Annotated in this window: 17 protein-coding genes and 1 riboswitch; of the genes, 14 read left to right on the top strand and 3 right to left on the bottom strand. The window is 69.0% G+C overall.

Annotated elements, in window-relative coordinates; genetic code table 11:
• Positions 1 to 27: 27 nt before the first annotated feature.
• A complete protein-coding gene (locus IAI58_RS12955; RefSeq protein ID WP_207445388.1) occupies positions 28 to 216 on the bottom strand; it encodes a hypothetical protein in 189 nt (62 codons plus the stop codon).
• An 870-nt stretch (positions 217 to 1,086) separates the two neighbouring features.
• Between IAI58_RS12955 and IAI58_RS12950 the strand changes: the two genes are divergently transcribed.
• From IAI58_RS12950 to IAI58_RS12935, 4 genes are all read left to right on the top strand, one after another.
• Positions 1,087 to 1,857 (top strand): SDR family NAD(P)-dependent oxidoreductase, encoded by a 771-nt coding sequence (locus tag IAI58_RS12950; RefSeq protein WP_207445389.1) that lies wholly within the window; start codon positions 1,087 to 1,089, stop codon positions 1,855 to 1,857.
• 164 nt (positions 1,858 to 2,021) lie between these two features.
• Complete coding sequence (locus IAI58_RS12945) at positions 2,022 to 2,978, top strand: sugar-binding protein (RefSeq protein WP_207445390.1); 957 nt, start codon at positions 2,022 to 2,024, stop codon at positions 2,976 to 2,978.
• Between the two features lie 11 nt (positions 2,979 to 2,989).
• Positions 2,990 to 4,552 (top strand): sugar ABC transporter ATP-binding protein, encoded by a 1,563-nt coding sequence (locus IAI58_RS12940; RefSeq protein ID WP_207445391.1) that lies wholly within the window; start codon positions 2,990 to 2,992, stop codon positions 4,550 to 4,552.
• Complete coding sequence (locus IAI58_RS12935; protein WP_207445392.1) at positions 4,549 to 5,541, top strand: ABC transporter permease; 993 nt, start codon at positions 4,549 to 4,551, stop codon at positions 5,539 to 5,541. Before IAI58_RS12940 ends, IAI58_RS12935 begins: the two co-directional genes overlap by 4 nt.
• 40 nt (positions 5,542 to 5,581) lie before the next feature.
• Here the strand turns inward: IAI58_RS12935 and IAI58_RS12930 are convergent, their stop codons facing one another.
• Positions 5,582 to 7,198, bottom strand: coding sequence for an ABC transporter substrate-binding protein (locus tag IAI58_RS12930; protein WP_207445393.1), 1,617 nt, complete (start codon positions 7,196 to 7,198; stop codon positions 5,582 to 5,584).
• A gap of 216 nt (positions 7,199 to 7,414) precedes the next feature.
• On the opposite strand from IAI58_RS12930, the gene IAI58_RS12925 reads away from it, so the two are divergent.
• From IAI58_RS12925 to IAI58_RS12895, 7 genes are all read left to right on the top strand, one after another.
• Positions 7,415 to 8,776, top strand: a complete 1,362-nt coding sequence (locus IAI58_RS12925) for a cytochrome c (protein WP_207445394.1) — start codon at positions 7,415 to 7,417, stop codon at positions 8,774 to 8,776.
• Between the two features lie 8 nt (positions 8,777 to 8,784).
• Complete coding sequence (locus IAI58_RS12920) at positions 8,785 to 9,285, top strand: (2Fe-2S)-binding protein (protein ID WP_207445395.1); 501 nt, start codon at positions 8,785 to 8,787, stop codon at positions 9,283 to 9,285.
• Positions 9,282 to 11,510, top strand: coding sequence for a xanthine dehydrogenase family protein molybdopterin-binding subunit (locus IAI58_RS12915; protein WP_207445396.1), 2,229 nt, complete (start codon positions 9,282 to 9,284; stop codon positions 11,508 to 11,510). The genes IAI58_RS12920 and IAI58_RS12915 overlap by 4 nt, the downstream gene beginning before the upstream one ends.
• A 73-nt stretch (positions 11,511 to 11,583) precedes the next feature.
• On the top strand, positions 11,584 to 12,396 hold the full coding sequence (aac(3), locus tag IAI58_RS12910) for an aminoglycoside 3-N-acetyltransferase (protein ID WP_207445397.1): 813 nt from the start codon (positions 11,584 to 11,586) through the stop codon (positions 12,394 to 12,396).
• Between the two features lie 134 nt (positions 12,397 to 12,530).
• A complete protein-coding gene (locus IAI58_RS12905) occupies positions 12,531 to 13,898 on the top strand; it encodes an FAD-containing oxidoreductase (RefSeq protein ID WP_207445398.1) in 1,368 nt (455 codons plus the stop codon).
• A 136-nt stretch (positions 13,899 to 14,034) separates the two neighbouring features.
• On the top strand, positions 14,035 to 15,312 hold the full coding sequence (locus IAI58_RS12900; protein ID WP_207445399.1) for an MFS transporter: 1,278 nt from the start codon (positions 14,035 to 14,037) through the stop codon (positions 15,310 to 15,312).
• Positions 15,313 to 15,398: 86 nt separating this feature from the next.
• Entirely contained in the window at positions 15,399 to 15,587 is a 189-nt protein-coding gene (locus tag IAI58_RS12895; RefSeq protein ID WP_207445400.1) for a hypothetical protein, read from the top strand.
• A 6-nt stretch (positions 15,588 to 15,593) separates the two neighbouring features.
• On the opposite strand, the gene IAI58_RS12890 is transcribed toward IAI58_RS12895, so the two are convergent.
• Positions 15,594 to 16,394 carry a helix-turn-helix transcriptional regulator gene (locus tag IAI58_RS12890; protein ID WP_207445401.1) on the bottom strand — a complete coding sequence of 267 codons (801 nt, stop codon included), beginning with the start codon at positions 16,392 to 16,394 and terminating at the stop codon, positions 15,594 to 15,596.
• 114 nt (positions 16,395 to 16,508) lie between these two features.
• On the opposite strand from IAI58_RS12890, the gene IAI58_RS12885 reads away from it, so the two are divergent.
• From IAI58_RS12885 to thiS, 3 genes are all read left to right on the top strand, one after another.
• Positions 16,509 to 17,246, top strand: coding sequence for an SDR family oxidoreductase (locus IAI58_RS12885; protein ID WP_207445402.1), 738 nt, complete (start codon positions 16,509 to 16,511; stop codon positions 17,244 to 17,246).
• A 62-nt stretch (positions 17,247 to 17,308) separates the two neighbouring features.
• Positions 17,309 to 17,414: riboswitch (TPP riboswitch) on the top strand.
• Positions 17,415 to 17,472: 58 nt separating this feature from the next.
• Positions 17,473 to 18,483, top strand: a complete 1,011-nt coding sequence (thiO, locus tag IAI58_RS12880; RefSeq protein WP_237182200.1) for a glycine oxidase ThiO — start codon at positions 17,473 to 17,475, stop codon at positions 18,481 to 18,483.
• Positions 18,480 to 18,677: a sulfur carrier protein ThiS gene (thiS, locus tag IAI58_RS12875; RefSeq protein ID WP_207445403.1), complete on the top strand. Its 198-nt coding sequence runs from the start codon at positions 18,480 to 18,482 to the stop codon at positions 18,675 to 18,677. The genes thiO and thiS overlap by 4 nt, the downstream gene beginning before the upstream one ends.
• Position 18,678 lies beyond the last annotated feature (1 nt).

Below are 18,678 nucleotides of genomic sequence, written 5' to 3'. Positions count from 1 at the left end.
GGCGGGTGCCGAGGAGATCCGGTCGTCTCAGGCCGGGACGGCTTCAGCCATCCAGGGCAGCGGTGCCATGGCCCGGTAAGGGGGGAGGGAGGCCCAGGCGGACTTCTCCATCGTCATCTCTTCACCGGCCAGATAAACAATGGCCACATCGCCCTCGTAATGCATCAGGCACGCCGCCTGACCCGCATAGACGCGAACCCAGCATTCCTCAATCATCGCACCGCCTCCGCTAACCGCGGTGCAACTTGGCTTCCAAGCGCCTCATTTGCAACATATTTGCGTTCCGTGAAATTCGTTGCAACACTCCTTCGAAACGTGGCTGAAAATGCTGCTTTCGAATTTGTGATGAGCCGCTTGGTCATCCAGATGAAACTATTGCGGGTAATCGGTTGGGTTGTAAAAAAGCTTGGACAGACTAGACGCACCCGGCTCAGCTGCCGCTTTCTGTCCAAATTGTCAGTCTTGCCGAGCCCCGTGACAGCCACTGCCGCTGTCGCGCATCGCACAGGCATCCCCGTCGCCCCGACCGGAGAATCGGCTGTCCGAGAGGCGCCGATACTGAATGGCAAGCAAATACCTGGGCGTCTTGGCGTTCACGATAAGAATGTCGCCAAATAAAGGTTAGTCACCCAACAGGAATGGCAGCTTCTTCATCGCCACCGCAGTATAGGCGCAGGGAATGCCCGATTCCGGGCCTGTATCGCACTTGGTTGGTCCGTTCGCGACATCGGATCTGGCCAGAAAGCTGAGCAGCCGGATCCCTCCTCATTGCGGAGGCCTGCTGGGCTTGCATGGATAACCAGGCTTGCCTGGAAGGTCGCCCTCTCCCCTGCCAGCCATGCCGCAGCATTGCCCTTGAGTGGTTCATGCCCAGGGCCGCGCCAGGGCTGGCGGTGCCGGGGTTCCGGTAGAATTGGTCATGCGTCAGACCGGCCGATGGCCCAGGAGGCGCCCGCCCGAAGCGGCTGGCGAGCCCGCCAAGTTCACAGCCTGGCGAGCCTGATTGACGGCTGGAGCGAGAGGGGCAGACTGACCGTGCCAGCGGCGCTGTCCGAATGCGCCGCCGAGCATGAGAGGGACGTCCATATGCCGCAGACAGCGGTCTATCCTGATCTTTCCGGGCGCAGTGTCTTTATCACCGGTGGCGGCAGCGGCATCGGCGCCGCCCTGACGCGTGCCTTCGCGCAGCAGGGCAGCAGGGTCGCATTCGTGGATATCGCGGAGGAGGAAAGCACGGCTCTGGTCCGGCAGGTCGCCGATGAAGGTGTGGAGCACACCCCCCTCTTCATCCGTTGCGACCTGCGCGACATCGCGGCTCTGCGGGCCTCGGTGGAGCAGGCGCGGGAGGCGCATGGCGATATCACCGTGCTGCTCAACAACGCCGCCAACGACCAGCGCCACAAGCCGGAGGAGGTGACGCCGGAATACTGGGATGAACGGATGGCCATCAACCAGCGCCCGATGTTCTTCACCGCGCAGGCCATCATCCCGATGATGCAACGCTCCGGTGGCGGGGCGATCGTAAACTTCGGTTCCGTCAGCTGGAAGCTTCGCCAGGGCGGCATGCCGGCCTACACCATGGCCAAGGCTTCCGTGCACGGCCTCACCCGTGGCCTCGCGCGCGACTATGGCAAGCAGAACATCCGGGTAAATACGCTCGTGCCGGGCTGGGTCATGACCAGACGGCAGCTGACACTCTGGGTGACGCCGGAAGCGGAGAAGGAGATCGATGCCGGCCAGTGCCTCGCCGGGCGGGTCATGCCGGAGAATATCGCTGATATGGCGCTCTTCCTCTCCTCCAGGGCCTCGGCGATGTGCTCGGCCCAGGAGTTCGTGGTCGATGGTGGCTGGACCTGAAACGGGACGATGGTCAGAAGTTAATCTTTAACATGACTGAATCGTGAGCGCCTGAGCCTCTGCTTCCATGTCCGCGAGAAGCTCTGCTAGCCTTCCGGCGGCAGCCGTGAAGGCTGGCAGAAGGCCCGAAGATAACCAGGGCCAAGAGGAAATCAGGAGAAAGCATGAAACGGCGCACCCTGCTTGCCGCCCCGGCAGCGCTTGCCTTTGCCGCCGCACCCGGCGCCCTGCGCGCACAGGATAAGAAGACGCTGGCTTTCGTCGTCAACGTCTCTGCCGATTTCTGGACCATCGCCCGCCGCGGGATCGAGAAGGCGAACCGCGAGCATCCCGAATTCAACATGGAAATGATCGTGCCCGGCCAGGCCAGCGCCGCCGAGCAGCGCCGCATCGTCGATGAGCTGCTGGCCCGTCGCGTCGCGGGAATCGCCATCTCCGCCATCAACCCCGGCAATTCCACGGATATGCTGAACCGCGCCGCCGCTCAGGCGGTGCTCTTCACGACGGATAGCGACGCACCGGCCAGCAACCGCGTCGTCTATATCGGCACCGACAACGTGGCCGCCGGACGCGAGGCCGGTGCGCAGATGAAGAAGGCCCTGCCGCAGGGCGGCAAGGCCATGCTCTTCGTCGGCACCATGGATGCCGACAATGCGCGCGAGCGCGTGCAGGGCATCCGTGAGGCCCTTCAGGGCGGAAATATCGAGATCGTCGATATTCGCACGGATGAATCCGACATCGCCCGCGCGAAGCGCAACGTCGAGGACACACTGGCCCGCTACGCTGATATCGACCTTCTGGTGGGTCTCTGGGCCTATAATACGCCGCAGATCTATCAGGCGGTGAAGGGCGCCGAGAAGGAAGGGCGCGTGAAAATCGTCGGCTTCGACGAGGATGCGCTGACGCTGCGCGGCGTCTCCGACGGCACGGTCTATTCCACCGTGGTGCAGCAGCCTTACGAATTCGGCTACCAGAGCATGATCGGCATGATCAAATACATGAACAATGATCGTGGCTTCATCCCCGCCGACAAGCGCATCATCATCCCGACCCGCATCATCGACAAATCCAATGTCGAGGAATTCTCCAAGCAGATGCGGGAACTGCTGCGCGGCCGGTAATGAATATGGCCATGACGGCGACGCCGAACCCTCCGCTGCTGGAGCTGGAGGGGATCGGCAAGAGCTATCCGGGTGTTCGCGCGCTGGATGAGGTTGGCCTGCGGCTGCATGCCGGGGAGGTTCTGGGACTGGTCGGCGAGAATGGCGCCGGCAAGTCCACCTTGATGAAGGTGCTGGGCGGCGTGGTGGCGCCCAGCGAGGGGCGCATCCGCATCGATGGCCGGGACCATGCCGGACTGACGGTGGCGGAGGCCACGGCCGCCGGCATCGCCTTCGTGCATCAGGAGTTGAACCTCTTCGACAACCTCGATGTCGCCGCCAATGTCCTGTTCGGGCGGGAGCCGCTGCGGGGCGGTCTGCTGCGGCTGCTGGACCGGGCGGCGGCGCGGCGGCAGGTGGCCCCGCTGCTGGAGCAGCTGGGCGCCGATTTCGGCCCCGACGCCCCCGTGGCCGAACTTTCCATCGCCCAGCGGCAGCTGGTCGAGATCGCCCGCGCCCTGGCGGCCAGGGCGCGCATCATCATCCTGGACGAGCCCACCTCCTCGCTCACCCTGTCGGAGACGGCGCGGCTGCTCTCCCTGGTGCATGAGCTGCGCGCCAAGGGCACGGGCATCATCTACATCACCCATCGCCTGGGCGAGATCGTGGACTGCGCCGACCGCGTGGTCTGCCTGCGGGACGGCCGCATGGTGGGCGAGCTGGCGCGTCACGAGATCAACCATGGCGCCATGATCCGGCTGATGATCGGGCGCGACCTGCGCTCGCTCTACATCCCGCCCGCCAGCGCGCCGGGGGAGGGTGGACTAGAGCTGCGCGGGGTGCGCAGCGCAGCCTTCCCGGCCAGCGCCGTGGACCTGCGGATCCGCCCCGGAGAGATCCTGGGGCTGGCAGGGCTGGTCGGCTCCGGCCGCACATCGCTCGCGCGCACGGTCTTCGGCATCGACCCCATGCAGGGCGGCGAGATCTGGCTGGACGGCAGGACCGTCGCCATCCGCTCGCCCTCGGATGCCGTGGCCGCCGGCATCTACCTGGTGCCGGAGGATCGCAAGCTGGCCGGGCTGGTGCTGGACCTCTCGATCGAGCAGAATATCACTCTCGCCAGCCTGGCTTCCTTCGCGCGTTTCGGGCTGGTGAACCGGACGAAAGAGCAGGTGACGTCCGAGCGGCAGCGCCAGTCCTTGCGGATCAAGACGCCTTCCGTGGCGGTCAAGGCCGGCACGCTGTCCGGCGGCAACCAGCAGAAGGTGGTGCTGGGCAAATGGCTCAGCATGTCCCCGCGCGTGATTCTGTTCGATGAGCCGACGCGCGGCATCGATGTCGGCGCCAAGGGCGAGATCTATGCGCTGATGCGCCAGCTCTCCGATTCCGGCGTCGCCATCCTGATGATCTCCTCGGACATGGAGGAGGTGATCGGCGTCAGCGACCGGATCGCGGTGATGCATGAGGGCCGTGTCAGCGGGGTGCTGGAGCGGCAGGGATTCAGCGAGCAGGCGGTGCTGCGGCTGGCCATCGGCCACAACGAGGAACATGACGCCGAGGGCAGGCATGCCGGCGCGGAGACGACGCATCCATGAGCAAGAAGGAACTGGGCCTCGGCATCCTGCTGATCGTCATCGGCGGGATCACGGCGGCGCTCAACCCGCTCTTCCTGTCCGGCGTGAACCTGCTGAACATGGCCAATCTGATCGGCCTCTTCGGCGTCTTCAGCATCGGCCAGGGCATCATCATCATCACCGGGGGCATCGACCTCTCCGTCGGCTCCATGTTCGCGCTGCTGGGCGTGATCTTCGTGGACCTGCTGGTGAACTACGAGCTCCCCTGGCCGCTGGCGGTGCTGATCGTGCTGTGCGCCGGGCTGGGGCTGGGCCTGCTGCACGGGTTGCTGGTGACGAAGCTGCGGCTGCAGCCCTTCGTGGTGACGCTCTGCGGGCTGCTGATCTATCGCGGCATCGCCCGCTACTACTCGCAGGACGGCACCATGGGCTTCGGCTATGCCGGGGACCTGGACACCCTCACCTGGCTGGCCTCGGGCCGCAGCTTCGGGGTGCCCAACCCCTTCATCATCCTGCTGGTGGTAGCGGCCTGCATGGCGGTGGTGCTGCACCGCTCGGTCTTCGGCCGCTACCTCTACGCCGTCGGGCGGAACGAGGAAGCGGCGCGCCATTCCGGAATCCGCACCAATGCCGTCATCGCCGGTGCCTATCTGATCGGTGGCGGGCTGGCGGGCCTCTCGACGGTGCTGCTGGTCTTCTATACCAGCTCCGTCTCCCCCTCCTCCTTCGGCAATTTCTACGAGCTTTACGCCATCGCGGCGGCGGTGCTCGGCGGATGCTCGCTGCGGGGCGGGGAGGGCAGCATCCTCGGCATCGTGCTGGGCACGGTGCTGCTGCAGATCCTTCAGAACCTCGTGAATATCCTGGGCATCCCATCCTCGCTGAACTTCGCGGTGATGGGCAGCGTCATCCTGCTGGGCGTCATCGCCGACCAGCAGCTCAGCCGGCGCAAGCAGATGGCGGCGCTCAGCCGCAGTAGCCCGGCGGTGGCACCCGCCCCGGCGGAGTGAGGCAAAGGGGGGCAGGGCGGAACCTGCCCCCCCTCCTGTTTCAGTTCCCCGTCTTCTCGATACCCCAGAAGACCGGCACCGTCGTCGCCCGCACGCCCTGCACATTGCTGCGGAAGGCGGCGCGGCTGCGGAACTGCCCGGCCGGAATATAGGGCAGGCTCTGATAGGCCTGGCGCTGGATGTCATCCACCAGCGCGCGGCGCTTCGCCGGGTCCTGCTCCTGCCACCAGGTGCGGCGCAGCTCCTCCAGCTTCTCGTCGCAGGGCCAGCCCGCCAGCCCGCCCGTGCAGGGTGAGGCGAGATAGAGGCTGGAGAGCGGATCGCCGCCATCCAGCACGTTGCCCACGGTGATGAAGAGGTTCCAGCCGCCCTGCGCCACCGGATCCCGCTTGTTGCGGCGGGCGGTCAGGGTGGCGAAGTCGGTGGTCACGGTATCCATCTTCAGCCCGATCTTGCTGAAGGCCTCGGCCATCACCAGCGTGGCCGCGTGGTTGGTGGTCAGGTCCGCCGCATCCAGGAAGACGATGGGGCGGCCGTCATAGCCGGCCTCCTTCAGCAGCGCGCGCGCGGCCTCAGGGTCCGGGCGGTCGAGACCCTCTGTGCCGGCGGCGCTTTCCAGCGGCGTGCCGCAGTAGAAGAAGGCGTTGCAGCGCTCCACCCGATCCTCCGGCGGCAGGCCGGCGGCATCCAGCACGTCACGCTGATTGATGACGCGCAGCAGCGCCTGGCGCGCGCGCGGGTCGTTGAAAGGCGGTTGCTGGGCATTCATCCGCAGCCAGACCTGGGAGCCGATGGGATCGATCGCCGCGAGGCTGACGTTCCGCATCTTCTCCAGCGCCGGGATCATGTCCGGCGGCGGCAGCTCCCAGAAATCGATCTCGCCCGTGCTCAGCGCACCCAGGGCGGTGGAGGGATCGGGCATGGAGAGCCATTCGATCCGGTCCACCTTCGGGGTCTTGGCGCCGGCCAGCCCGTCTGGCGCCTCGCTGCGCGCGCGATACTCCGGATTGCGCTCATAGATGGCGCGGTTGCCGACCTGCCACTGGTCACGGCGGAAGATGAAGGGGCCGGAGCCGACGGCGCTGGTGATCTGCTCGGTCGCCGGGGTCTGCGCCACGGCCTCCGGCATGATGAAGAGCGCGCTGGCCGTCGGCCGCGCCAGCGCCTGCTTCACCAGCGCGAAGGGGCGGGAGAGGGTGATGGTGAAGGTCTTGTCGTCCACCACCTCCATCGATCCCGTGGCGGCGGCGAGCGCCCGGCCCACCACGTCGCGCTGCGCCCAGCGGCGGATGGAGGCCACGGCATCGGCGGCGCGCACGGGGTTGCCGTCATGGAAGCGCAGGCCGTCGCGCAGCGTGAAGCGCCACTGGCGGCCGTCGGCCGAGACCTCCTCGCTCTCCAGCATCTGCCGCTGCGGCTCGCCCTTGGTGTCGAGGGCGTAGAGCTGGTCATAGACCATGAAGCCGTGGTTGCGGGCGAAGGTGGCGGTCGAGGCCACCGGGTCGATGGAGGCGAGGTCGTTGCGCAGCACGACGCGCAACGTGCTCTGTGCCTGCGCCGGCACCGCCGATGCCAGCAGGGACACCGCGAGACAGGAGGCGGTGAGGGCTGCCCGGAGCGTGAAGCGGGTCGCCCGGCCGGAAGGCTGTCTGGACATGATCGGCAAGTTCTCCCCAGTTTCTTCGACCCAAGCTTTCTTGAAGCGGTCGATTTGCATTCAAATCCATTAGCGCGGGCCGTCAGACAAGTCATCGCCGATCCATGGACTGGCCCCGTCCGCATGGTGCCGGCGCCATGGTGTGGTCCCGTGCCCTTCTTCGCGGGGGGGTTGCGGTAGGACGGGTGGCGCAACATGCTGTGCGCGGAGGTAACTGTGCCAAGACTCAAGACACTACTGCTGGGCGCCGCCGGGGCGATCGTCCTGGCTGGCGCCGGCTTCGCCGCGCTGGCCTGGAAGCCCGCCCTGGACCCCGTGACGCCACCGACGCGCGAGAGCTTCCCGCCCGAACTGATCCGGCGCGGCGCGGAACTGGCGGCGATCGGCGATTGCAACACCTGCCACACCGCGCCGGGCGGCAAGGTCTTCGCCGGTGGGCTGGCCCTGCCGACGCCCTTTGGCACCGTCTATTCCACCAATATCACTCCGGACCTGGAGACAGGGATCGGCCGCTGGTCGGAAGCCGCCTTCCAGCGCGCGATGCGCGAGGGCGTGGACCGCGAGGGCAGCCACCTCTACCCGGCTTTCCCCTACGACCACTTCACCCTCGTCACCGAGGCCGACAACCGCGCCATCTATGCCTATCTGATGACGCGCGAGCCGGTGCGGGCCGAGACGCCGGCCAATGAACTGGTCTTCCCGCTGGGCTTCCGGCCGCTGCTGGCGGGGTGGAAGCTGCTCTTCCTGAAGGAGGGTCCGAGGCCGGAGCTCGAGGCCGACCACGGCGCCTATCTGGCGGAGGGCCTCGGCCATTGCGGCGCCTGCCACTCGCCGCGCAATGCCCTGGGCGCCGTGCAGCATGACCGCGCCCTCTCGGGCGGGGAGGCGGAGGGCTGGTACGCCTATGCCGTCGACCAATCCTCCCCGGCGCCGCAGCCCTGGACGGAGGAAAGCCTCTTTCACTACCTCCGCCACGGCTGGGAGGCCTCGCATGGCATCGCCCGTGGCCCGATGGCGCCCGTGGTGGCTAATCTGGCCTGGGTGCCGGAGGAGGACGTGCGCGCCATCGCCGGCTATGTGGCGCGGCGGATGGGACATGGCGTGACGCCGGCCACTGTGACGGCCCCCACCACCCCCACGCCCGGCCCCGGCACCAGCCCCATCATGGCCGACAGCCAGTCAGTGCCCCCGGTGCCCGGGCAGGATGCCGGGCGCGCCGTCTATGCCAGCGCCTGCGCCAGCTGCCACGAGGCCGGCCGGCCACTGCCCTTCGGCGGCATGCACCTGAAGGGCAGCACCGCCCCGCACGGCCCCAATCCACGCAACCTCATCAATGTCGTGCTGGACGGCCTGCCCGCCGCCGAGGGTGAGCGCGCGCCGATCATGCCGGGTTTCCGCGCAGTCTTGACCGATCAGCAGATCGTCGAGCTGCTAGGCTATATCCGCGCCGCCTTCACGGACCAGCAGCCCTGGACGGGGGTGGAAGCTTTGGTGCGCGAGGTGCGGCGGGGCCATACGACCTCGGCGGCCCGGCCCACCGATGCCGTGCAGTCCGCCCCCGCCGACCCGACCCAGTGAGGCCTGCCATGGTGAATCTCAAGGTAAACGGCCAGCAGCATTCGCTGGATATCGACCCGGAAACGCCGCTGCTCTACGCGCTGCGGGATGAGCTGGGGCTGCACGCGGCCAAATACGGCTGCGGCCTCGGCCAATGCGGCTCCTGCACGGTGATGGTGGATGGGGAGGCGGTCTTCTCCTGCGTCTCCCCTGTGCTGCTGCTCGAGGGGCGGGAGATCACGACCCTGGAGGGCCTCGGCACCGCCGAGGCGCCCGGCGCCCTGCAACGCGCCTTCATCGAGGAGCAGGCGGCCCAGTGCGGCTACTGCATCCCCGGCATGATGATGCGTGCCCAGGCCCTGCTGCGCGCCAACCCGAACCCGACGGATGACGAGATCCGCGCGAACCTGCAGACCAACCTCTGCCGCTGCGGCACGCATGTGCGGATCCTGAAGGCCGTCCGCCGGGCCGCCGGGCTGATGCAGCGGGCCGATGCCAGTCCCACCTCCGCCACGGGAGCGGTGCGATGAGTGCCGAACTCTCCCGCCGCGGGCTTCTCGGCGTCGGCGGGGCGCTGGTGCTGGGCTTCACCCTGCCGCTGCGCGCGCAGGAAGCCGCGCAGCCCGGCACGCCGCCCGCCAAGGCCCCGCCGCTGCCGGGAAGCCTGAAGACCACGCCTGAGCTGGATGCCTGGCTGCGGATCGATGCCCAGGGCGACGTCACGCTCTTCACCGGCAAGGTGGAGCTGGGGCAGGGCGTCAAGACAGCGGTGATGCAGATCGCGGCGGAGGAGCTGGAGGTGCCGATGGAGCGCATCCAGCTCGTCAGCGGCGATACCGGTCGTACGCCCAATGAGGGCTATACCGCCGGCAGCCAGTCCATGCAGGAAAGCGGCACCGCCATCCGCCACGCGGCCGCGCAGGTGCGGGAGCTGCTGATCGGCCGCGCCGCCGAGCAGCTGGGCCTGGAGGCCGGAAGCCTGCGCGCCGAACAGGGCGCCGTCATCGCCGCCGATGGCCGCCGCGTCAGCTTCGGGGAGCTGGTGACAGGGCTGGACCTGCATGTGAAGGCCCAGCCGGAATCCAAGCTGAAGGCGCCCGCACAGTTCCGGGTGATGGGGCAGCCCGTGCCGCGCGTGGATATCCCCGCCAAGGTCACGGGTGGCGCCGCTTATGTGCAGGACATGCGGCCCGAGGGCATGCTCCATGCCCGCGTGGTGCGCCCGCCCGCGCCGGGCGCGCGGCTCGCCCTGCTGGACAGCACCGCCGCCGAGGCCCTGCCGGGCGTGCTGGGCGTGGTGCGGGACGGCAGCTTCCTGGCCGTGGTGGCGGAGCGCGAATGGCAGGCCATCAAGGCCATGCGTGCCCTGGCCGCCGGCGCGCGCTGGGAAGGCGGGCCTAACCTGCCCGAGCAGAGCGACCTCTTCGCCGCCATGCGTGCCCTGCCGACCCAGAGCTATTCCATCCTGGACAAGAACGCGCCTGTCCCCGGCACGGTGAAGGAGCTGCGCGCCACCTATACGCGCCAGTACCAGGCGCATGGCTCCATCGGCCCCTCATGCGCCCTGGCGCAGTTCCAGGACGGGGTGATGACGGTCTGGACGCATAGCCAGGGCGTCTATCCCTTGCGCGGCGCCCTTTCCGAGATGCTGCGGATGCCGGCGGAGCAGGTGCGCTGCATCCATGTCGAGGGCTCCGGCTGCTACGGCCATAACGGCGCCGACGACGTGGCGGCGGATGCCGTGCTGATCGCGCGCGCCATGCCCGGCCGCCCCATCCGCCTGCAATGGATGCGGGAGCAGGAACAGGGCTGGGAGCCGCTCTCCCCCGCCATGATCACCGAGGCCGCCGGAAAGCTGGACGCTGACGGGCGGATCATCAACTGGGACTACGGCGTCTGGAGCAATACGCATAACACCCGCCCCGGCCCGGCGGGCAACCTGCTGGCCGGGCAGCTTTTGGCCGAGCCCTTCAAGCCCGCGGCGCCCAGGCCCGCGCCGCAGCCGGCGGGGGCTGGCGACCGCAATGCCATCCCGCTCTACACCTTCCCCAACGCCCAGGTGATGCACCACTTCATCCCGCAGATGCCGCTGCGCGTCTCGGCCCTGCGGGGACTTGGTGCCTTCATGAACGTCTTCAGCATCGAGAGTTTCATGGACGAGCTGGCGGATGCCGCCGGCGCCGACCCCGTGGAGTTCCGCCTGCGGCACCTGGAGGATGAGCGGGGCCGCGCCGTCATCCAGCTGGCGGCGGAGAAGTTCGGCTGGGGCAAGGGCAAGCCGGCGCCGGGCATCGGCCATGGCTTCGGCTTCGCGCGCTACAAGAACTACGCCGCCTATTGCGCCGTGGCGGCCGAGGTGACGGTGGAGCGCGAGACCGGACGCGTGCGGCCGCTGCGCATCGTGGCGGCGGTGGATGCCGGGGAGGTCGTCAACCCTGACGGGCTTCGCAACCAGGTGGAAGGCGCCATCATCCAATCCACCAGCTGGACGCTCTATGAGTCCGTGGGCTTCACGCCGAACGGCCTGACCAGCGTGGACTGGTCCACCTACCCGATGATGCGCTTCAACGCCGTGCCCCGGCAGATGGATGTGCATGTGATCGACCGGCCCGGCACGCCGTTCCTGGGCGCGGGGGAGACGGGGCAGGGGCCCGCGGCGGCGGCCATCGGCAATGCCGTGGCGCGTGCCGCCGGCCAACGCCTGCGCGACTTGCCGATGACGCGGGAGAAGATCAAGGCCGCCATCGGCATCTGATCTCACGGGTGGTCCGGGCATATGGCCCGGGCCACCGGTTGACGCCGGCCCGGCGGCTGGCGACCTTCCCCGGATGACCGCACCACCTTTCCGCACACGCGCTGACCTGCGGGAGGATCTGGCGCGCCTCGGCCTCGAGGCGGGCGGGATGGTGATGGTGCATGCCGCCATGCGCCAGGTGGGGCGGCTGCTAAACGGACCGGATGCCCTGATCGGCGCGCTCCGGGACGCGGTGGGCCCCGGTGGCACCATCCTCGCCTATACCGACTGGGATGCGGCCTATGACGAACTTCTGGACGGGCAGGGGCGCGTCCCGCCGGCATGGCGCCCGCATATCCCGCCTTTCGACCCCGCATCCTCCCGCGCCAGCCGGGAGAACGGCGTGCTGGCGGAATTCATCCGCACCACGCCTGGCGCCCGCCGCAGCGGCAATCCCGGTGCATCCGTCGCCGCCATCGGCACGCGCGCCGGCTGGGTGACGGAGGCGCATCCGCTGGACTACGGCTATGGCGAAGCTTCGCCCTTCGCGAAGCTGGTGGAGGCGGGCGGCAAGATCCTGATGGTCGCTGCGCCGCCCGATACCATCACGCTGCTGCATCTGGCCGAGCACCGGGCGCGCATCCCCGGCAAGCGCATCCGCCGGTATGAGGTGCCCTTCGCCATCCCTGGCGGAGTGTGCTGGCGCATGCTGGAGGAATTCGAGACATCCCTGCCGGTCGTGCCGGGCCTGGATGATGATTATTTCGCCACCATCCTGCGGGATTTCCTGGCCGGCGGGCAGGGCGCGCGGGGGCTGGTCGGCGCGGCGCCGTCAATGCTGCTGGATGCCGCGGCCATCTGCGCCTTCGCGGTATCCTGGCTGGAGCGCCACGCCAGCGGGGCGTGAGCCAGCACGTCATCCATGGCGCGGACCGAACGGTAATCCTGGCCAAAGCTGCTCCAGCTGGCGCATGCTGCCCGCTGGCCAGAACCACCGACGGCGCGACAGCGGTTCCATGCCGCCTGTCCAGCGGAGGGCGCATGAAAGAGTTCGACGCCATCATCATCGGGGCCGGGCAGGCGGGGCCCTCGCTCGCCGGGCGGCTGACCGCCGCCGGCATGAACGTCGCCCTGGTGGAACGCAAGTTCCTCGGCGGCACCTGCGTCAATACCGGCTGCATGCCGACCAAGGCGCTGGTGGCCAGTGCCCGCGCCGCGCATGTGGCGCGCAACGCCGCCCGCTGGGGCGTCTCGGCCGGGCCGGTCGCCATCGACATGCCGGCGGTCCAGGCGCGGGCCGAGACCGTCACCCTCAATGCCCGCGGCAACCTGGAGACATGGCTGGGCGGGATGGAGCGGCTGACCCTGTTGCGCGGCCATGCCTGCTTCGAGGCCCCGCAGGTGATCCGCGTGGGGGAGGAGCGGCTGACCGCCCCGCGCCTCTTCCTGAATGTCGGTGCCCGCCCCACCATGCCGGAGATGCCGGGCCTGGACCGGATCACGCCGCTGGACAGTTCAGGCATCCTGCGGCTGGAGGTGGTGCCGGAGCATCTGGTGGTGATCGGCGGCAGCTATATCGGGCTGGAATACGCGCAGATGCACCGCCGCTTCGGCGCCGAGGTGACGGTGATCGAGCGTGGCACCGCCCTGGTCCCCCGCGAGGACCCTGATATCTCCGCGATGATCCGCGAGATCCTGGAGGCGGACGGCATCACCATCCATACCGGTGCCGAGGATGTCAGCTTCACCCCGCGCGGCTCCGGCGCGCTGGTGCGGGTGGGCGGGGCGGAGATCGCGGCCTCCCATGTGCTGGTGGCCACGGGGCGGCGGCCGAATACCGATGATCTCGGGCTGGAGGCCGCCGGGGTCGCGCTGGATGCGCGCGGCTTTGTGGTGGTGGATGACGGGCTGGCCAGCAGCGTGCCGGGCATCTGGGCGCTGGGCGACTGCAACGGGCGCGGCGCCTTCACCCACACCGCCTACAACGACTTCGAGATCGTCGCCGCCAATCTGCTGGATGGCGAGGCGCGGCGCGTCAGCGACCGCATCCCCGCCTATGCGCTTTATATCGACCCGCCTCTGGGCCGGGTGGGCATGACCGAGGCGCAGGCCCGCGCCACCGGCCGGCCCCTGCTGGTCTCCAGCCGGCCGATGGCGCGCGTCGGCCGCGCGGTGGAGCGTGGCGAGACGCAGGGCGTCATGAAGGTGGTGGCCGATGCCGAGACACTGCACATCCTCGGCGCCGCCATCCTGGGGGTGGAGGGGGACGAGGCGATCCACGGCATCCTGGATGCCATGCATGCCGGCACGCCCTATCCGGTGCTGCGCTGGGCGGTGCCGATCCATCCCACCGTATCGGAACTGATCCCGACCGTGCTGGGCGACCTGCGGCCGGCGCCGCATCCATGAAGGCGCGTGTGGTCGACGGATGCGGCGGGGCGTCGTAAGCATCCTGCTCGCCTAGCCGTTCCGGAGCCATGCTGGCCGCGCATCCGCCGTGGCCCCACGCCAAGGGGCGGCGCCTTCGCAGAGGATGCCAGCAGGAATGCCCCAGCCCGCCGGAGAGCAGACGCGCGCCACGCCCGGAGCAGATGGTGCCAAGGGAGGGGTTCCGCTCTGGATCATCGCCCTCGGCACCACGCTGGGGATGCAGACAGTGGCCTCCTTCCTCAGCCAGAGCCTGCCGGTCATCGCGCCGCTGCTGACGGCGGGTGCCGGGCTGGCGCCGGAGCGGATCGGCAACCTCTCCTCCCTCAATTCGCTGGGCACGGTGCTCTTCCTGCTCTTCGGCGGGCCGCTGCTGGCGCGGCTGGGACCGGTGCGGATGCTCCAGATCGGTGCGCTGACGGCGGTGGCGGGGCTGGTTGTCGCGGCCTCCGGCTGGTGGCCGCTGCTGCTGCTGGGCGCGCTGCTGATGGGCGTGGGATACGGACCCTCGCCCCCGGCCGGCAGCCGCATCCTGGCCGCCAGCGCCCCGCCGGGGCACCGCACGCTGATCTTCTCTATCAAGCAGGCGGGCGCCCCGGCGGGCGGCGCGCTGGCCGGACTGCTAGTGGCGCCCGTCGCCGCGCAATGGGGCTGGGCGGCGGGGCTGCTGGTGCCGGTCGCGGTCGGGCTGGCCGCTACTGCCATCATCGCCCCCGCCCGCGCCCGGCTGGATACGGAGCGCGAGCCCGGCCGCGACATCAGCCTCGCCGCCCTGTTCAACTGGCGGACGGTCATCCAGCCCTATGTGATGCTGAAGGCCAACCCGGTGCTGCTGACCGTCACGGTGCTGGCCTTTTCCTTCGCCATCGTGCAGGGCTCGCTCTTCTCCTTCTCCGTCACCTATCTCGTGACGGAGCGGCAGATGCCGCTGCACCTGGCGGGGCTGGTCTATGCCGGCATGCAACTCGCGGGTGTCTTCGCCCGCATCTTCCTGGGCTGGCTGGCGGACCGCACGGGCAGGCCCACGCATAACCTGACGGCCCAGGCCTTCATCGCCGCCGGCATGGTGCTGGCCTTCAGCGCCCTGCCGGTGCAGCCGCCGATCCTGCTAGCGGTGGCGGTGGCGGTGGCCACCGGCTTCTTCGCCGCCAGTTGGAACGGCATCTACCTGGCCGAGGTCGCGCGCCTCTCGCCCCCCGGCCGGATCAGCGAGGTCACCTCCAGCAGCACCGTCGTCACCTTCCTCGGCTATATCTCCGGCCCCTCCATCTTCTCCGTGCTGGTCACCTGGACCGGCGGCTACCAGGTGCCCTTCCTCTTCATCGCCGGGCAATTGGCGGTGATGGCGGTGATCCAGGTCATCGTGCTGCTGCGCAGGGGGCGGGCAGGGGCCTGAAGCGGCGGAACCTGAGGCTTCCCGGCGCGTTCCTGGCATGGACAACGGGGTCGCCGAAAGGCCCTACCATCAGAGGAGGCCAGGAAATGCCGGAAAATACGCGGAACAAGTCCCAAGGCGCGGATCACAAGGCGCATGCGCGCCAGGAGGGGACGGGCAAGCCGGGAGAGGTCGATGCGGAGCGCGGCTCCCGCGAAGGCATCCGGCGCTCGGCCGAGGTGAAGTCGGGCGAGCTGCCGGAGCAGGCGGACAAGCCGGCGCACAAGGCGCCCTGACCTCCGTCAGGCATCCCCGGCCGCGGTATAGACGACCATCCTGAGTTCAGAGCCACCTTCGACCGAGAAGGTGGCATGCTGGAACTCAAGCACGCCGTGCCGGGGATGGCGCAGGCGCTTCATGCCATCGCCGACCGGCCGGACCTCCTGGCGCGGCCACCATTTCGCGAAATCGGCGCTGCGGGCAGCCAGTTCCGCCACCAGCGCAGCGAAGCCGGGGTCGCCGTCGGCGCGGGCGAAGTCCAGGCGGAATTTCTCCAGTGTCCCCCGTGCGTCCTCCTCCCAGCTCGCCATGCGCTGCTGAAATCCGGACGAGGTGAAGATGAGGTGGAGGATATTCCGCTCATCCTCCGGCAGGGCTGCGAAATCACCCAGGATCTCAATGGCCGGCGCATTCCAGGCGACCACGTCCCAGCGCCGGGTCATGACACAGGCTGGCATGTGCAGGCTGGCGAGGATGCGCCGCACGGCATCGGGCAGGCGGGTCTCCTGCGGTGGCCGGTGCGGTGGTGGCCGCTGCTGCGCCAGGGTGAAGAGATGGCTGCGCTCGGTGGCGTTGAGGCGGAAGGCCCGGCTCAGGCGCTCCAGGAAATCGGCCGAGACCTGGATGTCGCGCCCCTGCTCGAACCAGGTGTACCAGGTGATCCCGACCCCGGCGAGCTGCGCCACCTCGTCGCGCCGCAGGCCCGGCGTGCGGCGCCGGGCCCCGCGCTGCAGGCCGACATCCTCCGGTGCCAGGCAGGCGCGGCGATCGCGGATGAAGTCCGCCACGGCCCGGCGGGCCTCGATGCGGGCAAGCTTGTTCATGACCTCAGCCTGTTACCGCTGGTAATGGGATAAGAACTCTTCTGGAAATAGGATGAGTTCTCCCGATCCTGCCGCAAGCGGCTCCGGCCGGCAATCGATCACAGGAGGCAGGACATGACGGGTATCACGGGCAAGGTCATCGCCATCACTGGCGCCAGCAGCGGCATCGGCGCCGCCACGGCCATGCTTCTGGCGGAACGTGGCGCGAAGCTGGTCCTGGGCGCGCGGCGGGCCGGGCCGCTGGAGGCGCTGGAGGCCAGCATCCGGCAGGCGGGCGGCGTAGCCATCAGCCTGCCCACCGATGTCCGGCGGCGGGATGATCTGGCCGCGCTGGTCGCGGCCGCGCGGCAGCAGTTCGGCCGGCCGGATGTGATGATCAGCAATGCCGGGGCCGGGCCGATCTCGCCGGTGGACGACCTGCGTGTCGAGGATTGGGAGGAGATGATCGCGGTGAACTTCCGTGGCGTGCTTCATGGCGTGGCGGCCGCGCTGCCGCTCTTCCGCGCGCAGCAGAGCGGGCATTTCGTCCATGTCCTCTCCACCGCCGGGCTGAAGATCGTGCCGATGCAATCGGTCTATGCCGCCACCAAGAACGCTGCCCGCACCTTCAGCGAAGGACTGCGCCAGGAGGCCGGCGAGACGCTGCGCGTCACCATGATCTCGCCGGGTATGGTGCGGACGCGCTTCACGGATTCCATGACGGACCCGCGCATCAGGGCCCGGATGGACGAGGCGATGGAGCAGATGGGGCTGCCGCCCGAGGCGGTCGCGCGCAGCATTGCCTTCGCTATCGAGCAGCCGGATGATGTCGATGTCAGCGAGATCGTCATCCGACCGACGGCGCAGGCCTAGTACCCTGGCTGGTTCCCGCCACTGAAGCCTTGGCACCTCCGCCACCTCTGGCTAACCTGTCCCTGTTGTTCCTGGGGTGCCCGCCTGACGCGGGCTGAGACGGCTCTGCCGAACCCATTGAACCTGATCCGGGTCATGCCGGCGGAGGGATGGAAAACAGCAGCCTCCCCAGGCTGCCGCCCCAGGTCATCCTGCCGCCGCATGCCCCCACCGGGAGGGCTTCGTCTTGGGTGCGGAAAGCAGGGCCGGCAGGCCGCCGGAGGTTCTCGTGGTCGGTGCCGGCGTGGCGGGGCTGGTGACGGCGACCGTTCTGGCCGGGCGCGGCGCGGCGGTCACGCTCATCGACCGCGCGGACCCCGCCACGCGGGCGTCCCACTTCGCCGGCGGCATGCTGGCCCCCTGGTGCGAGGCCGCCGATGCGTCACCGGCATTGATCGCGCCAGGCATCGCTGCCATCGACTGGTGGGCGGCCCATGCCCCTGGCACCAGCCGGCAGGGCAGCCTGGTGCTGGCCGCCCCGCGCGACCTGGGCGAGCTGAACCGCTTCTCCCGGCGCACCACCGGCCACCGGCCCTGCGACGCCGGACAGATCGCGGCGCTGGAGCCCGATCTGGCGGGGCGCTTCGGCCAGGGCCTCTTCTTCCCGGAAGAAGCGCATCTGGACCCCCGCGCCGCGCTGGCCACGCTGGCAGACAAGCTGCGGCAGCGCGGCGTCGCCTTCCGCGTGGCCGAGGCAACGGAGCGGGATCACGAGGGCTTCGACCATGTCATCGACTGCCGCGGCCATGCGGCGGCGCCCGTGCTGCCGGACCTGCGCGGCGTGCGGGGAGAGATGCTGGTGCTGCGCTGCCCTGGCGTGACGCTGCATCGCCCCGTGCGACTGCTGCATCCGCGCATCCCCCTCTACATCGTGCCGCGCGGTGACGGGCGCTTCATGGTCGGCGCCACCATGATCGAAAGCGCGGACCGGCGTGCCGTCACAGCCCGCTCGGCCATGGAGCTGCTGAACGCCGCCTATGCCCTGCATCCCGGTTTCGCGGAGGCCGAGATTCTGGAAATGGGCAGCAATATCCGCCCGGCCTTCCCCGACAACATGCCCGCGCTCCGGCGGCAAGGCCGCGTGCTGCATATCAACGGCATGTATCGCCACGGCTTCCTGCTCTCGCCCAGCCTCGCGCAACGCGCGGCTGCCACCATCCTTGGCGAGAACACCCCCAGCACCGAAGAGGCAGCATGACCATCATCGTCAATGGCAAGGCCAGGACCGTGACCTCCACCGATCTGGCCGGGATTCTGGAGGAACTGGGCTATTCCGGCGCCCGCGTCGCCACGGCCCATGGCGGTGAATTCGTCCCCGCCTCCCACCGCGCCGCCTGCCGGTTGCGGGATGGCGACAGGGTCGAGATCCTCGCGCCGATGCAGGGGGGCTGAG

It is taken from the genome of Roseomonas marmotae, assembly GCF_017654485.1.
Classification (GTDB): Bacteria; Pseudomonadota; Alphaproteobacteria; order Acetobacterales; family Acetobacteraceae; genus Pseudoroseomonas; species Pseudoroseomonas marmotae.
Note: the sequence above shows the minus strand (reverse complement) of the source record. Positions and strands in the feature narration are given on the sequence as shown.

Excerpts from the sequence above, each read along its gene's own strand:
- IAI58_RS12955 (WP_207445388.1), bottom strand. The coding sequence starts at position 216 with ATGATTGAGGAATGCTGGGTTCGCGTCTATGCGGGTCAGGCGGCGTGC.
- IAI58_RS12950 (WP_207445389.1), top strand. The coding sequence starts at position 1,087 with ATGCCGCAGACAGCGGTCTATCCTGATCTTTCCGGGCGCAGTGTCTTT.
- IAI58_RS12945 (WP_207445390.1), top strand. The coding sequence starts at position 2,022 with ATGAAACGGCGCACCCTGCTTGCCGCCCCGGCAGCGCTTGCCTTTGCC.
- IAI58_RS12940 (WP_207445391.1), top strand. The coding sequence starts at position 2,990 with ATGACGGCGACGCCGAACCCTCCGCTGCTGGAGCTGGAGGGGATCGGC.
- IAI58_RS12935 (WP_207445392.1), top strand. The coding sequence starts at position 4,549 with ATGAGCAAGAAGGAACTGGGCCTCGGCATCCTGCTGATCGTCATCGGC.
- IAI58_RS12930 (WP_207445393.1), bottom strand. The coding sequence starts at position 7,198 with ATGTCCAGACAGCCTTCCGGCCGGGCGACCCGCTTCACGCTCCGGGCA.
- IAI58_RS12920 (WP_207445395.1), top strand. The coding sequence starts at position 8,785 with ATGGTGAATCTCAAGGTAAACGGCCAGCAGCATTCGCTGGATATCGAC.
- IAI58_RS12915 (WP_207445396.1), top strand. The coding sequence starts at position 9,282 with ATGAGTGCCGAACTCTCCCGCCGCGGGCTTCTCGGCGTCGGCGGGGCG.
- IAI58_RS12905 (WP_207445398.1), top strand. The coding sequence starts at position 12,531 with ATGAAAGAGTTCGACGCCATCATCATCGGGGCCGGGCAGGCGGGGCCC.
- IAI58_RS12900 (WP_207445399.1), top strand. The coding sequence starts at position 14,035 with ATGCCCCAGCCCGCCGGAGAGCAGACGCGCGCCACGCCCGGAGCAGAT.
- IAI58_RS12895 (WP_207445400.1), top strand. The coding sequence starts at position 15,399 with ATGCCGGAAAATACGCGGAACAAGTCCCAAGGCGCGGATCACAAGGCG.
- IAI58_RS12890 (WP_207445401.1), bottom strand. The coding sequence starts at position 16,394 with ATGAACAAGCTTGCCCGCATCGAGGCCCGCCGGGCCGTGGCGGACTTC.
- IAI58_RS12885 (WP_207445402.1), top strand. The coding sequence starts at position 16,509 with ATGACGGGTATCACGGGCAAGGTCATCGCCATCACTGGCGCCAGCAGC.
- thiS (WP_207445403.1), top strand. The coding sequence starts at position 18,480 with ATGACCATCATCGTCAATGGCAAGGCCAGGACCGTGACCTCCACCGAT.